This window comes from Sphaerisporangium sp. NPDC051011, from assembly GCF_040653595.1.
GTDB lineage: Bacteria > Actinomycetota > Actinomycetes > Streptosporangiales > Streptosporangiaceae > Sphaerisporangium.
Window position 1 is genome coordinate 197177 of record NZ_JBFAGG010000001.1, and the last position, 14503, is coordinate 211679.

Here is a 14503-nt window from a genome sequence, read left to right on the forward strand (position 1 = left end):
CGAGCCGCGCGCCCCGGCCGCGCCGTCCGGTCGGCACAGGAAAAACGGGGGTGCGGCGCCGACGTTCACGGTCCTCGGCGTGCGCCACCACGGCCCGGGCTCGGCGCGCGCCGTGGCGGCCGAGCTGGAACGGCTGCGGCCCGACATCGTCCTGGTCGAGGGCCCGCCCGAGGCCGACGATCTGGTGGCGCTGGCGGCCGATCCGCAGATGGAGCCGCCCGTCGCGCTGCTGGCGCACGTGCCGGGTGATCCGTCCAAGGCCGCGTTCTGGCCGTTCGCGACGTTCTCGCCCGAATGGCAGGCCATCCGGTACGCCCTCCGCGCGGGCATCCCGGTCCGCTTCTGCGACCTGCCCGCGACGCACGGCCTGGCCGGCCCACCGGCCGGTCAGGTCCCCCCGCCCGTCGCCCCCTCCGTGGACGCCGATCCCCCGGGCCCGGCGACCACGCCTGCCGACGACGAGGACGCGGAACGGGCGGAACGGGCGGACGGGGCGGACGGGCCGGGGGACCCGGTCGTCCACCGTGATCCGATCGGCGAGCTCGCCCGCGCGGCGGGGTACGACGACCCGGAGCGCTGGTGGGAGGACGCGGTCGAGCATCGCGGCGACACCCCGTTCGAGGTGATCGCCGAGGCGATGGCCACCGTGCGGGAGGGGTACGTCCCGCACGAGCAGGAGGCGCGGCGCGAGGCGTACATGCGCCGGACGATGCGCGCCGCCGTCAAGGACGGCCACCGGCACGTGGCCGTGGTGTGCGGCGCCTGGCACGTCCCGGCGCTGCTCGACCCGGGCCCGGGCGCGCCCGACGACCGCCTGCTCAAGGGGCTGCCCAAGGTCAAGGTGGAGATGACCTGGGTGCCGTGGACGCATGGGCGGCTGGCCTCCTGGAGCGGCTACGGCGCGGGCATCACCTCGCCCGGCTGGTACGACCACCTGTTCTCCGCGCCGGACAAGCCGATCGAGCGCTGGCTGGCCTCGGCGGCGGCCGTCCTGCGGGACGAGGACCTGCCGGTGTCCTCCGCCCACGTCATCGAGGCCGTCCGCCTGGCGCACAGCCTCGCCGTCGTGCGGGGGCGCCCGCTGGCCGGGCTCGGGGAGGTCACCGAGGCGGTCCGCGCGGTGCTGTGCGAGGGCGACGAGTTGCCGGTGGAGCTGATCCAGCGGCGCATGGTGGTCGGCGAGCGGCTCGGGAGCGTGCCGGACAGCACGCCGATGGTCCCGCTCCAGCGCGACCTGCGCGACCGGCAGCGCCGCCTGAAGCTGCGTCCCGAGGCGCTCGACCGCGAGCTCGACCTGGACCTGCGCAAACCCCTCGACCTGGACCGCAGCCGCCTACTGCACCGGCTCGGGCTGCTCGGCGTGCAGTGGGGGACGGCGCGCGAGGCCCGGGGCAAGGGCACCTTCCGCGAGTCGTGGACTCTCGCCTGGCGGCCGGAGTTCGACATCGACCTGATCGAGGCGAGCGGGTACGGCACCACCGTCCCCGCCGCCGCGACCGCCCGGGTGCGTGAGCTCGTCGATCCGGGTTCCCCGCGGACGGCCCGGCACGCGGGGCCCGGGCCGTCCGCTGCGCCCCCGGCGAGAACGCTCGCCGAGCTCACCGCGGTCGCCGAGCGCTGCCTTCTGGCCGACCTGCCGGGCGCGCTCCCCCACGTCCTGTCGTCGATCTCCACCCGGGCGGCCCTGGACAACGACGTCACGCACCTGATGGCGGCCCTGCCCGCCCTCGTGCGCACGCAGCGGTACGGCGACGTCCGCGGCACCCCGGCGGCGGGCCTGTCGGTGATCGTCGACTCACTGCTCGGCCGCATTCGGGCGGGCCTGTCCGCCGCCGTCACCGGCCTGGACGACGACTCGGCGCGCGCGATGCTCGGGCACGTCGACGCGGTGCACGCCTCGGTCGGGTTGCTGGAGTCCGGCCGGGAGGGGTGGCTGGCGGCGCTGCGCGGGGTCGCCGAGCGGCGCGACGTGCACGGGCTGATCAGCGGCCGGTTGACCCGCCTCCTGCTCGACGCCGGCACGATCCCGGCCGAGGAGGTCGCGCGGCGCATGTCCCGGGCGATGTCGGCGGGCACGCCGCCCGCGCAGGCTGCGGCCTGGGTGGAGGGGTTCCTGGCGGGAAGCGGCCTGCTCCTCGTCCACGACGCCGGCCTGCTGGGCCTGATCGACACCTGGCTCACCGGCCTGACCGGCGAGGCGTTCGTGGACGTGCTGCCACTGCTGCGCCGCACGTTCGGCGCGTTCACCCCGCCGGAGCGCCGCGCCATCGGCGAGCGCGTGTCCTCGGGCGAGTCCGGGCGGGTCGCCGCCCTGGAAGCGGACGAGGAGCTCGCCGCGCCGGCCGTCCGCACGGTACTCACGATCTTGGGAAGCGATCTCATGTCCGCGACCACCTCAGACAGGAGCGCGTGATGGACGAGCGGTTGCGCAGGTGGCGGCTGGCCCTCGGCGGCGACGCCGACGGCACAGGGTGCGCCCTGAGCGGGGACGACGCCCAGATGGACGCCGCGCTGGCCGCGCTCTACAACGGCGGGCGCGGCTCGGGGCAGGGCGCGGGCGGTCACGGGGACGCCGAGCGCGGCGCGGGTCTCGGCGCCTCGGCGCCGCGCGTCGCCCGCTGGCTCGGGGACATCCGGTCGTACTTCCCCTCGACGGTCGTCCAGGTCATGCAGAAGGACGCGATCGAGCGGCTCAACCTCACCCGCCTCCTGCTGGAGCCGGAGATGCTGGAGGCCGTGGAGCCGGACGTCCACCTCGTGGGCACGTTGCTGTCCCTCAACCGGGTGATGCCCGAGACGGCCCGCCGGTCGGCGCGCGCCGTGGTCGCCAAGGTCGTCGCCGACCTGGAGCGCAGGCTGGCGCAGCGCACCCGGACGGCCGTCACCGGAGCGCTCGACCGGTCGGCCCGCACGCACCGGCCGCGCCGGGTCGCCGACATCGACTGGGACCGGACGATCCGCGCCAACCTCAAGAACTACCTGCCGGAGCGGAACACGGTCGTGCCGTCCCGCCTGGTCGGGTACGCGCGCCGTCAGCAGGCGGTGATCCGCGAGGTCACCCTGTGCATCGACCAGAGCGGCTCGATGGCGGCGTCGGTGGTCTATTCGAGCGTGTTCGGGGCCGTGCTGGCGTCCATGCGGGCGCTGCGCACGTCTTTGGTGGTCTTCGACACCAGCGTGGTGGACCTGACCGACCAGCTGCACGACCCGGTCGAGCTGCTGTTCGGCACCCAGCTCGGCGGGGGCACCGACATCAACCGGGCCATCGCCTACTGCCAGGGGCTGATCACCCGTCCGTCCAACTCCATCTTCATCCTGATCAGCGACCTGTACGAGGGTGGGGTGCGGGAGGAGATGCTGCGCCGGGTCGCGGCGATGACGGCGGCGGGGGTGCAGGTGATCGTCCTGCTCGCCCTTTCGGACGAGGGTCAGCCCCACTACGACCGCGACAACGCCGAGGCGCTCGCCGCGCTGGGCGTGCCGGCGTTCGCCTGCACTCCGGACGCCTTCCCGGGGCTCATGGCCGCCGCCATCGAGCGCCGCGACATCGCCCAGTGGGCCGAACGCACCCTCGCCGTCCGCACCACATAGCGCCACGCTGTCAGACGCTGGGTCAGACCCCACCGGGAGGCGCTCACCTACATCCTCACGGTCAGCCGACGCGGGCGCCGATCGGGGAGGCGTAGGCGCCATCGGCCAGGTCGGCGGCCCTGGTCAGCAGGTCGGTGTAGACGGTGGGGTCGTCCGCGTCGATGACCGGGAAGCCGATGCCGAAGTCGCCGTTCACCCAGCGGGTCCGGATGCCGGGGTTGGCCATGTTCGTGCCGTCGTGAAGGAAAACGTGCGGGCTGCAGTTCACCCGTCCCTCGCGCGACGCCTCGAACTGGTCCATCACCATGCGCCGGGCGCGGCCGTCGTCCAGGGCCGCCGCCAGCGCCTCGACGTCCACGACGCCGGTCCGCGCCGCGACCTCGAGGATCTCGTGCCGCAGGGAGATGCACCGGCCCTCCGCCCAGAACGCCTTCCGAAGTGCCAGGTCGAGCTGCTCGCCGGCGTGCATGCTCTGCGCCTTGGCCGCCTGCACCGCCTCCAGCGGGGGCAGCATGGTGACCGGGTAGGACCAGTCCGGGCCCTGCCAGAGCCGCCACCCGGCCTTGGGCTCCAGGGCCCCGATGACCGCGACCTCGGAGTCGACGCCGGGTCGCTCGTTCACGGTGCGGTTGTACAGCTCCAGCGGGAAGGCGCGGTGGTCGAAGAAGATCCGTCCCTCCAGCCCGAGCCGCCGCCGCGCCTCGTGCAGCCGGTAGACGCCCAGGTGGGCGAACGAGCAGTTGAGGTCGGAGAACACCACGATCGTGTCCGGTGTCGCGGGAAGCCGGGGGTCGAGCGTCATCGGTGGCTCCTTTCGAGTGGCGCGGCCGTGCCGGTCGCCACCTCGGGGGTTCGCTCCTCGGGGAAGAGCCGCCACAGGGCGTAGTACAGGACCGCCGCGGTGACGAACGGCACCAGGCAGCTCAGGTCCACGCCGTTGGCGAGCGAGGCCAGCGGGCCGGTGTAGAGGGTGTTGCCGACGAACAGCAGGCCGAGGATCACGGCCGGGACGAACGCGCCGAGGGCGCGCAGGTTGACCCCGCCGGTGAACCAGTACAGGCCCTGCCGCGCGCCGGTGGTGAAGCCGTACAGCTCGTCGGGGACGTAGCGGCCGCGGCGCAGCGAGAAGCCGACCAGCATGATCGCCGTCCAGGGCGAGACCAGGACCAGCAGGATCAGCACGAAGGCCGAGATCGAGTCGATCGCGTCGAAGGCGATCGCGCCGATGTACAGCGTCGCGATGCCGATCAGGGACACCAGCCACGTGACGGTGGCCCGGGACATGCGCCACAGCATCGAGTGGGCCGACAGGCCCGCCGCGTAGATGCACAGGGCGCCCTGCGGCAGCGTGCCGGCGAAACCGAAGGCGATGACGACTACGCCGAACCACTGCGGCACGACCTCGGCGGTCCCGACGATCCACGGCACCGACATGTCGGTGAACAGGCTCGTGACGTAGGCGCCGACGAGCAGCGCGATCGCGTTGCTCAGGTACATCGCCACGCCGTTGTAGGCCACAGCGGCCCGGTCGCTGGTCGCGGGAGACAGGTAGCGGCTGTAGTCACCCTGGAAGGTGGAGTACGAGACCGGCAGCGTCGCGCTGAACGACACCGCCAGCAGCCAGGTCTTCCAGAAGTCCCCCAGGACGTACTCGCCGCCCTCGAAGCCGAGGGAGAACTTGGGCAGCAGCACGGCGACCAGCGCCAGCAGCACCAGCCCGCCGATCACGGTCATGGTCTTGTACGTCGCGAGCAGGGCCTTGTGGCCGTAGACCGCGAGGACGACGACCGCGACCGCCACGACCGGCATGGTGATCGCGAGCCCGGTGGACCCGGTGGACGTGCCGAACAGTCGTTGCCCGGCGACCAGGATCGCGGTCGCACCCGTCCACACCGCGATCGCGAAGAAGCCCGTGGCCACGACGATCGTGATCACGTTGGAGATGATCCGGCCGCGCACGCCGAAGTGGGCGCCGCTGGAGACCGGGTCGTTGGCGCCGGTCCGCTTGCCGAACCGCACGAGCGGCGCGAACACCGCGGTGCCGATCAGCAGCCCGACCAGCACCGAGCTGACGGTGGCCCACCATCCCAGGCCGAAGGTGATGGGGATGGACCCCAGCACCACGGTGCCGAAGGAGAACTGGGCCGAGTGCCACACCCACATGAACTCGCGGGGCGAGTCGGTGCGCTCGGACTCGGGGATGCGGTCGACGCCGTGCGCCTCGACCCGGCCCGAGCCCTGCGGCTCGGGCGCCGGAGCGGCCGAGGCCGCAGGACTCTTGGGGGTGATCTCGCTGACGGTCATGCCGGCTCCTCCTCGCCGCCGGTGCCGGACTGCGGCAGCGGGGCGCCGTCGGGGATCACGTTGACCCCCAGCGACCCGCAGGGCGGGCCGGCGACCTGCCGGCCCGTGACCAGGTCGAACGTGGAGTAGTGCAGCGGGCAGCTGATCCGCAGCGTGCGCGGGTTCACGTGCCCGTAACGCATGAGCCCTTTCCGGTGGGGGCACTGGGACTGGATCGCGATCCGCTTGCCGCCGACCTCCACGAGCACGAGGTCGTCGGTGAGCTGCCGTAAGGAGGGTTCTTCCTGTTCGACGGCCGGACCGTCGACGGTCGTGGTCATGACGCCTTGGCCTTCTCGATCGCGGCCTCGGTGGCCTCGGCGACGGCCTGGCTGGTCAGCTCGACACCCGTCCACACCTTGGCCAGGTCGACCTCGCGCTCGGTGCCCAGCAGGCGGATGGACTCCTTCATCTGCCGGCTGTGGAAGCTGTCGATGTACAGGTGCTCGTTGTAGTACTTGTCGTTCTCGATGCCGAGCCGCTTGGACGCCGCCGCGTAGGGCTTGAAGGCGTACAGCACGCTGGACTCGAAGTAGGAGTACGCGCCGAGGAAGTACTCGGGGTCGGGCGACCGGTCGGCCAGCCAGTGGAACAGGTTGACGTACGCGAAGCTGGTGTCCTCGACCCGGTCGGCGTAGTACTCGAGGTCGGTGGGCAGGCCGAGCTCGGTCATGAGCTTGGCGTAGATCGCGGAGTGTTCCAAGTCGTCGTTGCCGCAGCCGAATTCGTCGATCAGCACCCGCAGGACCGCCATCCGGGACCTGGACGGCAGCCTGCGGATGATCCCCAGGTGCGACTGCGACTCCACCAGGCCGTCCACGGCGAACTCCGAGACGACCACCTTGAACTGGTCGAGCGTGGCCTCCTCGGCGAGCCACTGCTCGCCGTCGGACGGGTTGGCCTCCTCCTCGTCCAGGCGCTCGCGGAGCGCCTGGGCGAATTCGGTGCGGGTGTCGAAGCGGGGGGCCTCGGCCTCGAACTTCTCGGCGCGGGCCACCACCCAGTTCTTCTCGATGTCCCAGATCTCGGCGTACTGCTCCGGGGTCGGAACGGAGCGGTTGTACTTGTACAGGCGGCGCTGGGCGCTGTCGGACGGCTGGACCTTCATAACTCCACGCCCTCGACGGCCAGGTCGGTGTCCAGGATGCCGCGCTGGAGCAGCTCCTTCTTGGCGTGGCGGTACCAGTCGTCCAGGAAGAGGCCGTAGCGCTCGCAGGTGGCGTTGATCTCCTTCTGGCGCGCGGCCGAGGGGTCGGCCAGCATCGCGTTGGCGAGCTCGGGCTCCAGGTTGGCCAGCGGGCCGATGAAGCCGTCCACGCCCGCGGCCTCGTGCAGCAGGTTCTCCCAGCCCTCGAACACCGGCACCTTGGTGCGGGCGGCGATCAGGCTGCGGGTGAACTCGGCCGAGCCGCTGGACTCCTTGATGCCGACCACGTCGGGCAGCTCGCAGATGCGCAGCAGGGTCTTCAGCTCGATCTGGTTGCCCGACAGGGCCTTCTCGTTGTAGATGAACAGCGGGATGAACACGGCCTCCCGCAGGTCGGCGTAGTGCTGGTAGATCTCGTCCTGGCTGAGGTCCGGCTGGAACGGGGTGGTCACCGCGACGGCGGACGCGCCGCACGCCTGGGCGACCTTGGCCCGCTCGATGACCTGCTCGGTGGAGGGGAGCTGGACGCCGGCGATCACCGGGAGCCCGGCGGCGTGGCGCACGGTGTAGGTCACCACGTCGCGCCACTGCCGGTCGGACAGCTTCCAGCCCTCACCGGTGGTCAGCGCGGGCATGAGCCCGCTGACGTGGGGGCGAAGGGAGTCCACCAGGCGCCGCACGCTCGGCTCGGACACCTCACCCGAGGCGGTGAGCGGCGTGACCAGGGGGACGATGGTTCCTGAGTACATTGAAGGGCACCTCAGAGGTCTCGGGGATTGACGCGTAGTTTCAGGGAGGGCTCGTAGAGCCGCTCCAGGTACTCGGGGAACTCGGGCTCCCCGTCGACCGGCTCCACGAAGCTGACCGGCAGGTCCTCGCGGTCCCGCAGCCGGGGGCCGGCGGTGATGACCGTCGCGTCGCGGTTGATCGCCATCGCGACGAGCAGGCGCTCGTGCATGGGGAGGCCGGCCAGCGACTCGTTCTCCAGGGCGGTCCGCAGGTCCCGCTCCTCGTAGCCGATCCGCTGGATCTTCATGTCGGTGTGGAGGACGTCCATGAACGGGTAGTAGGCGTCCTGCTCCTCGCGGCCGTACAGCCACACCAGGGCGTCGCACTTGCCGACCTGCTCCTGGTTCAGGACGACCCGCTCGTCGGCCAGGTGCCGGGCGAAGAAGCCCTTGCAGGCCCGTCGCACGTCGTCGTCCTGGCTGTGCATGCCCATGAACAGGGCGGCGTCGATGAAGATCTCACTTGCCATGGCTGAGCAGCGCCTCCCTCATGTGCCGCATCGCGAAGGCGAAGATCTCGGGGCGGCGGGCGAGGGCGATGCGGATGAAGCGCTCACCCTTCTCCGGCTGGTTCCAGAAGAAGTAGGTGCCCGGCAGCACGTAGACCTCGCGCTCGAACAGCTTCGCCTGCAGCTCGGTGGCCGTGAGGTTCTCGTCCTTGATGCGGAACCAGGCGACGCTGGTCTTCACGACCGGCTCGATGTACTCGAGGATCGTCCCCTCCATCGCCTCGATGGCCGCGGAGCGGTTCTGGATGATGACGTCGCGCACCGACCCGAAGTCGTCCTCGATCGAGTCCTCGACGTAGCGGGTGAGCATGTTCAGGACGAAGGGCGAGACGTTCAGCAGGACGGCGGTCTGGATGTTGTAGACCTCTTCCTTGATGTCCTCGCTCACCGTCAGCATGGCGGCCTTGGCGTCCTGGACCGGCCAGGTCTTGCCGGTGTCCTCCAGGGCCATGTAGGTGACACCGGACTCCTCGAGGAGCTTGTAGATGTCGACCCGGCCGATGTTCTTGTCCGCCAGCGCGAAGGAGGCGAAGCAGAAGTCCATCATGAGCAGCTTGTTGTGGTCCTTGCAGTAGCGCACGACCTCCTTGAAGCCCTCCAGGCCGTCCTTCAGGAGGCTCGTGCCGGTCGGGTTGTTCGGGTCGACCAGGTAGAGGGCGTCGGTGTCGAGCTGCTGCAGGTTGGCGTAGATCTCGGAGGGGTTGTGCAGCCACTCCTCGGGGAGCGGGGCGAGCGGGACCTCCATGTGGCGGAGCAGGTCGACCAGGTTGTCGAAGCACGGCTCGATGAGGCCGACCGACATCTCACGCTGCTGCAGGTACATGCCGGCGACCATCGTGGAGACGCTGGCCGAGTAGGAGAGCCAGGTCTTCTTCATGGCCCGGGCGGTCGGCTGCTTGTGCAGGCGGAAGAAGGCGTCGATGAAACGCTCCTCGAAGTACGCCTGCTGGTTCTCCTCGGCCTCGTACCAGATCTCGGGGAGCTGGAGCACGATCTTGTCCTGGCTGCCCGACTGGCGCTGGTGGGTGTGGGCGTCGGCCAGGTTGTACCGGGTCTTCAGAGCCTGGATCTCGTGCTGGGTGAGGTCCACGAACGTGGAGACGTCCGGGGTGTCGGAGTTGGAGACGACGGATTCTTCCAGCATGGCGTTGATGCCGCTCACGGCGAACACCTTTCTTTGAAATGACGTGGGATTTCGCTGAAACGGTGGGGCGTGGGGAACTGTGGACCGCCGGGGGGAACATCCGCGTGTGGGTTCGCCATTCCCGGGTCTTTCTCTGGAAACCGGCCCGCGGGCTTTCGCCTGCTTTTCACTGCCTGTAATTTCCAGACGTGAGACATGCTAGGCAGCCGATTCTTCGTGAGTCAACACTCGGTCGAACGGGGTGCCGCCGGCGTTCAGCTGTGGAGTGCCTGGTTGAATGTTCCGGGTCGTTCTTCGGCCCTCGCGTAATCGGGAGACCACCGCTGTGGGGCGCGCCTGAGCGCGCCTTCCACAGTTGGACGCGGGTTCTCGAAAGTGAGGAGCCGACGGGCATGTGAGGAATTCGAGTGAGGAATTCGGGGGTCCTGCCGGGTCGGCGAGAACGGGCCCGTCGCTCCTCAGGCCGCAGGTCAGGTACGGCCCGAGGAGCTCGGGAGTCACATAGGAATCACATGAGGGAGTCACGTGGACGGATCGCCCGAGTGGTCGGGCGGAGAAGTGGCGCGCCGTCGGACGCGATAACACGGATCGCGCGCATTTAATGCCGTCGCCGGAAAGCCGGATCGTTCGACCGAACGGCTGCATCGGCAGGGCAGATGAGGAGAGGGGCGGCGCGGGGCGCCGCGAGATAAGACGCGAAAGAGGGGGCGCGGCCGGAGAAAAGGCAGGAGACGGCCGGGTGCGACCGGCCACAATGGGCGTGTGCGGCCGGTCCTCGGCGAGCTGGGCCGAAAACAGCTCAGGAGGGTATGGCGGGCATGACGGACAGGGCGACGGTCACCGGGGGACGGTCGCCCTGTCCGTGTGCTGTGTCTTTACCGCGGTGTACGCCGCTCAGGCGGCCGACCGCTTGAGGATGTCCTCGTACACGGCCGGGTCGTCGGCGTGCACGACCGGCCAGCCGATGCCGTACGCGCCGGTCCAGCCCACCTGGATGCCGGGGTTGGCGTGGTTCGTCCCGTCAGGGAGGAACAGGTGCGGGCTGCAGTTGATCCGGTCGGACTTCGCGAGCGCCGTCTGCTCGGAGAGCGAGTGCCGCGCGCGGCCGTCGTCCAGCGCCTCGTTGAGCGCCGCCACGTCGACCACGCCGGTGGATGCGGCCGTGTCGAGGATGACCTTGCGGTGGCTGATGCACCGCGACTCGGCCCAGAACGCCTTCCGCAGGGCGAGGTCGAGCTGCTCGGAGGCGGCCCATCCCTGCTCCTTGGCGGCCTGGACGGCCTCCAGCGCGGGCAGGGTGGTCGACGGGTACAGCCAGTCCTTGGCCTGCCAGAGCTGCCAGCCGGCCTCGGGCTCGTGGCTCGCCATCCGGCCGACCTCGCTGTCCGTGCCGGGCCGGGGGCTCGGCGCGTCGTTGAGCATCTCCAGCGGGAAGGCGCGGTGGTCGAACTGGACCGCGTCGGTCAGGCCGAGCCGCTCCCGGGTCACGTGGAGCCGGTGGATGGCGATGTGCGCGAACGAGCACCAGATGTCCGAGAAGATGATGATGCGTCCGGGCTCCGGGGTGGGGTTCGCCTCGGCGGGATTCACTGTGGTCACGTGTTCACTCCTTTGTGATCAGGGAAAAGGTAGCCACGCGGCGGGTCAGAAGGCCGTGACCTCGGCCAGCGTGTCGTGCGCGGCCAGCAGGGTGGCGGCCTCGACGTCCTCGCCCGGCAGCCACGGCTGCTGGGTCGGGACGGCGCGCACGGTCCCCAGCAGTTCCTCGATGCGGTCCTCCACGGTCAGGCCGTGAGCGCTCAGCACGAGGCGGGGACGCAGGAGCGCGACGCTGTCCAGCAGGGCGTTCCACTTGTTCTGGTCCACCAGCGCGGTCCAGGGGGCGTTCGCCCGGGTGAACATCGACACGCCGTCGAGGTAGTCGGTGCGGGAGACCTCGGCGGCGTTCTCGGCCAGCTCGGGAATGACGGTGCCGAGGCTGTCCGCGCTGAACAGCGCCTCGCTCCGGTGGTCGTACACCGCGAGCGTCGAGGGGGAGTCGAAGGACGGGGGACGCAGCAGGCTGATCTCACGCCCGCCGAGGTCCAGCGTCCGGCCGGGGTTGACCTGCACCACGCGGTGGGCGGGCACGTCCCACTCCTCGCCGAGCCGCGCGACCGACAGGCCGTTGGTGATCAGCTTGGCGTGCGGGGCCGCCATCAGGACTTCCTTGAGGTTGCCGGCGTGGTCGCGGTCATCGTGCGTGAGGATGATCCAGCGCAGGTCCTCGGGCTCGACCAGCGACCACAGGGCGTTCTCGAAGTGGCCCCGGTCGATCGCCATGCCGGTGTCGACCAGGATCGGCTGCGCCGAGCGGATCAGGAAGGCGTTCACCGGCAGCCGCCCCGCGCCGGGGATCGGTAAGGACGACGGGAAGGTGAAGACGTCCGGAGCCGCCTGGTAGGTGGCTCGCAGGTTCGAAGGCACGGAGGAGTCCTTTCGGAGTTCGGGGAGTCTCAGGGCCGGGCAGCTGGGATGCCTTCTCGCGCTGAGATGTCTCAGGCCTGAGGGAATCTCAGGCCTGAGGAATCAAGAGGCCGGGTCGGGCTCCGGCTGTGCCGCGTCCATCGGGTGGTACCGCGTCGATCTGGTGGATCCGAGTGGCTCTGGACGGGTCCGGATGGTCCTGGTGCGGTCCGAGCTCGGGGGGTCGGCCGCGCAGACCATCCGGGTGATCTCAGGTGAGCTGGACGAGCACCGACCCGGCGATGAGCAGGGCCAGTCCGCCGAGGCGGGGCAGCGTGAGCGGGCGGCGGGGCATCCGGAACAGGCCGTAGTTGTCGACGACCGCCGAGGCCACCTGCTGGCCGGTCACCGTCAGCGCGACCGTGGTCGCGGCGCCGATGGTCGGGATCAGCATGAACGTCGCCGTCACGTACGCGGCGGCGCAGGCGCCACCGAGCCAGCCCCACCACGGCATGCGGCGCAGCGGCTCGAACTTCGGCGCCGGGGTGCGGCGGGTGGCACGCAGGAGGAGCAGGGTGACGAGGATGGTCAGCGTGGCGACGATGAAGCTGATCATCGCCACGGTCACCGGGGCCTGCAGATCCTTGCGGAGCTGGGCGTTGATCGCGCCCTGGATGGGCAGCACGGCGCCGGCGATGAGGCCGAGGACGATCCAGCCTCCCTGGCCGAGGCCGGAGCGCTTCGGAGCCGGGGCGGGCGCGGCGGGCCTGGCGGCCGTCGCGACCGAACCGCCGCCGCCCACGGTGACCGCGACGGGCGTGGCGGCCGCCGGAACCTTCTGGGCGACGAGCTGGCTGCGGATGATGACCGTGATGCCGACCAGGACCGCGATGGCGCCGACGACGATGCCGACGCTGATCGGCTTCTGCTCGATGCCGATCAGGCCCAGCAGGTCCAGGCCCAGGGAGGCGAACATCTGGCCCGTGACGAACAGGCCGACCGCGGCCAGGGCGCCGAGGCGCGGGAAGAGCAGGATGCCGCTGGTGATGTAGAGCGGGCTGGCGAGGCCGCCGAGCAGGTGCCAGAACGGGACGTCCGGCACCAGGTCGACCGCGGTGATCGTCCCGACGGCGACGGCCAGGACGGCCAGGAGCGCGGTCGCCACGCTCAGCTGGAGCGTGGAGGCACCATACGGGGTACCGACGGCCTTGTTGAGCTGGAGGTTCACCGAGGCCTGCACGGCTAACAGGCAGCCGATCAGCAGTGCCGAGGCGAGGAGGAGGGCATGCATTTCGGAATCCTCATCGACGGAGAAGTGGACATTGGGTCCGGTTAGCTGTCCCCAACAGTACGACACAAGTGGACGCGATGTCCACATGACTCAGTTGAACGCCCTACGATGGGGGTATGAGCGAATTGCATAACGGTGCCGACGGGAACTCGGCGAAGAAGGAGACTCCGACACGTCAGATCGGGTCGGTGCTCGGTCCCGCCCTCCGTGAACTCCCTTTACTCCAGTTTTCTTCCCCCGAACAGACCCGCCCTCCGGTTCAGGAGCGCGCGGACGCCGCGCGCAACCGGGCACGGGTCCTGGAGGCGGCGGAACGGCTGTTCGCGACGATGGACGCGCGCGACGTGACCATGGAAGAGATCGCGCGCGCCGCCGGCGTGGGCCGCGCGACCCTCTACCGGCGGTATCCCGACCCCGCGTCCATCTGCATCGCGCTGCTCGACGAGCACGAGCGGCGCCTCCAGGAGGATCTGCTGCGTGGCGAACCGCCGCTCGGTCCGGGCGCCCCGCCCACCGAACGGCTCGTCGCCTTCTACGAGGCCTCCGTTGACCTGCTGGAACGTCATCTCCACCTCATCCTGGGCGCGGAGACCGGCAGGGCCAGGTTCGTCACGGGGGCCTACGATTTCTGGCGCGTGCACGTGCGCATGCTGCTGGTCCACGCCGAGGCGCCGGACCCGGACGGGGCGGTGGACCCCGTCCTGGCCCCGCTGGCGCCCGAGGTGTACCGGTTCCAGCGGCGCACGCTGGGACTATCGAAGGAACAGATAACCGAATCGCTGATCTGGATGGCGCGCCGTCTGACGGACCGCGCGTGACGCCGCTTTCCGCCCCCCGGGAAACCTCCCACTCAGAGCCGGGCCGTGCGTCCCGCCCCTTCGCGCATCGAATTCGCCGATGACCGGATTCGGGACGTGAATGGGTTTCTGCGGAGGGACATGAATCACTTCTATGGGCGAGCGGCGGGCATCGAGTTCGCCTATGACCGCCTATGGAATGTGAATACGCCGGCCGCCGGTCAGCCGTCCGCGGGAAAGGCGTGGAAGCGGACGTGCAGCGGGCGCGCGTCCGGCGGGGCCTCGCCGGGACGGCGGACGTACTTCATCAGCAACGCCGTGCAACCGCTCCCGGCCGGCACGTGGCAGGCCGCCCGTCCCGCCGGGGACGAGGGCGTCCTGGTGAGCTGCGTGGCGTCGCCCGGTTTCGACTTCGCCGGCTTCCGGGCCCTGCGACGCCTGACCTTCG

Annotated in this window: 13 protein-coding genes and 1 pseudogene; 4 read left to right on the forward strand and 10 right to left on the reverse strand. The window is 70.4% G+C overall.

The features are described from left to right. The first annotated feature begins 79 nt into the window (after positions 1 to 79). Together AB0H21_RS00890 and AB0H21_RS00895 are read left to right on the forward strand one after the other, a co-directional pair. A complete protein-coding gene (locus tag AB0H21_RS00890) occupies positions 80 to 2413 on the forward strand; it encodes a DUF5682 family protein (RefSeq protein ID WP_358509573.1) in 2334 nt (777 codons plus the stop codon). Then, entirely contained in the window at positions 2413 to 3591 is a 1179-nt protein-coding gene (locus AB0H21_RS00895) for a VWA domain-containing protein (RefSeq protein WP_358509576.1), read from the forward strand. Before AB0H21_RS00890 ends, AB0H21_RS00895 begins: the two co-directional genes overlap by 1 nt. A gap of 61 nt (positions 3592 to 3652) precedes the next feature. Here AB0H21_RS00895 and AB0H21_RS00900 read toward each other — a convergent pair whose 3' ends face one another. The 10 genes from AB0H21_RS00900 to AB0H21_RS00945 form a co-directional block, all read right to left on the reverse strand. Beyond that, positions 3653 to 4393 carry a DsbA family protein gene (locus tag AB0H21_RS00900; protein WP_358509579.1) on the reverse strand — a complete coding sequence of 247 codons (741 nt, stop codon included), beginning with the start codon at positions 4391 to 4393 and terminating at the stop codon, positions 3653 to 3655. After that, the gene (locus tag AB0H21_RS00905) at positions 4390 to 5895 is read right to left on the reverse strand and encodes a cytosine permease (RefSeq protein ID WP_358509582.1); all 1506 of its coding nucleotides are present in this window, start codon (positions 5893 to 5895) and stop codon (positions 4390 to 4392) included. The genes AB0H21_RS00900 and AB0H21_RS00905 overlap by 4 nt, the downstream gene beginning before the upstream one ends. Continuing rightward, positions 5892 to 6215: a Rieske (2Fe-2S) protein gene (locus AB0H21_RS00910; RefSeq protein WP_358509585.1), complete on the reverse strand. Its 324-nt coding sequence runs from the start codon at positions 6213 to 6215 to the stop codon at positions 5892 to 5894. The genes AB0H21_RS00905 and AB0H21_RS00910 overlap by 4 nt, the downstream gene beginning before the upstream one ends. Beyond that, a complete protein-coding gene (locus AB0H21_RS00915; protein WP_358509588.1) occupies positions 6212 to 7042 on the reverse strand; it encodes an iron-containing redox enzyme family protein in 831 nt (276 codons plus the stop codon). The genes AB0H21_RS00910 and AB0H21_RS00915 overlap by 4 nt, the downstream gene beginning before the upstream one ends. Continuing rightward, on the reverse strand, positions 7039 to 7830 hold the full coding sequence (locus AB0H21_RS00920) for a dihydrodipicolinate synthase family protein (RefSeq protein WP_358509591.1): 792 nt from the start codon (positions 7828 to 7830) through the stop codon (positions 7039 to 7041). The genes AB0H21_RS00915 and AB0H21_RS00920 overlap by 4 nt, the downstream gene beginning before the upstream one ends. A gap of 11 nt (positions 7831 to 7841) precedes the next feature. Then, entirely contained in the window at positions 7842 to 8339 is a 498-nt protein-coding gene (locus AB0H21_RS00925) for a DUF6190 family protein (protein WP_358509593.1), read from the reverse strand. Continuing rightward, positions 8329 to 9540: an aminotransferase class I/II-fold pyridoxal phosphate-dependent enzyme gene (locus tag AB0H21_RS00930; protein ID WP_358509596.1), complete on the reverse strand. Its 1212-nt coding sequence runs from the start codon at positions 9538 to 9540 to the stop codon at positions 8329 to 8331. Before AB0H21_RS00930 ends, AB0H21_RS00925 begins: the two co-directional genes overlap by 11 nt. 876 nt (positions 9541 to 10416) lie before the next feature. Then, positions 10417 to 11121 (reverse strand): DsbA family protein, encoded by a 705-nt coding sequence (locus AB0H21_RS00935; RefSeq protein ID WP_358509599.1) that lies wholly within the window; start codon positions 11119 to 11121, stop codon positions 10417 to 10419. A 45-nt stretch (positions 11122 to 11166) separates the two neighbouring features. Beyond that, the gene (locus AB0H21_RS00940) at positions 11167 to 11988 is read right to left on the reverse strand and encodes an MBL fold metallo-hydrolase (RefSeq protein ID WP_358509602.1); all 822 of its coding nucleotides are present in this window, start codon (positions 11986 to 11988) and stop codon (positions 11167 to 11169) included. Positions 11989 to 12238: 250 nt separating this feature from the next. Beyond that, the gene (locus AB0H21_RS00945) at positions 12239 to 13258 is read right to left on the reverse strand and encodes a DMT family transporter (protein ID WP_358509605.1); all 1020 of its coding nucleotides are present in this window, start codon (positions 13256 to 13258) and stop codon (positions 12239 to 12241) included. A 116-nt stretch (positions 13259 to 13374) separates the two neighbouring features. On the opposite strand from AB0H21_RS00945, the gene AB0H21_RS00950 reads away from it, so the two are divergent. Both AB0H21_RS00950 and AB0H21_RS00955 read left to right on the forward strand, forming a co-directional pair. Next, on the forward strand, positions 13375 to 14076 hold the full coding sequence (locus tag AB0H21_RS00950; protein ID WP_358509607.1) for a TetR/AcrR family transcriptional regulator: 702 nt from the start codon (positions 13375 to 13377) through the stop codon (positions 14074 to 14076). Between the two features lie 306 nt (positions 14077 to 14382). Beyond that, a pseudogene (locus AB0H21_RS00955) lies at positions 14383 to 14487 on the forward strand (cupin domain-containing protein); the annotation flags it as partial. Positions 14488 to 14503: the final 16 nt, after the last annotated feature.

Excerpts from the sequence above, each read along its gene's own strand:
- AB0H21_RS00895 (WP_358509576.1), top strand. The coding sequence starts at position 2,413 with ATGGACGAGCGGTTGCGCAGGTGGCGGCTGGCCCTCGGCGGCGACGCC.
- AB0H21_RS00900 (WP_358509579.1), bottom strand. The coding sequence starts at position 4,393 with ATGACGCTCGACCCCCGGCTTCCCGCGACACCGGACACGATCGTGGTG.
- AB0H21_RS00905 (WP_358509582.1), bottom strand. The coding sequence starts at position 5,895 with ATGACCGTCAGCGAGATCACCCCCAAGAGTCCTGCGGCCTCGGCCGCT.
- AB0H21_RS00910 (WP_358509585.1), bottom strand. The coding sequence starts at position 6,215 with ATGACCACGACCGTCGACGGTCCGGCCGTCGAACAGGAAGAACCCTCC.
- AB0H21_RS00915 (WP_358509588.1), bottom strand. The coding sequence starts at position 7,042 with ATGAAGGTCCAGCCGTCCGACAGCGCCCAGCGCCGCCTGTACAAGTAC.
- AB0H21_RS00920 (WP_358509591.1), bottom strand. The coding sequence starts at position 7,830 with ATGTACTCAGGAACCATCGTCCCCCTGGTCACGCCGCTCACCGCCTCG.
- AB0H21_RS00925 (WP_358509593.1), bottom strand. The coding sequence starts at position 8,339 with ATGGCAAGTGAGATCTTCATCGACGCCGCCCTGTTCATGGGCATGCAC.
- AB0H21_RS00945 (WP_358509605.1), bottom strand. The coding sequence starts at position 13,258 with ATGCATGCCCTCCTCCTCGCCTCGGCACTGCTGATCGGCTGCCTGTTA.
- AB0H21_RS00950 (WP_358509607.1), top strand. The coding sequence starts at position 13,375 with ATGAGCGAATTGCATAACGGTGCCGACGGGAACTCGGCGAAGAAGGAG.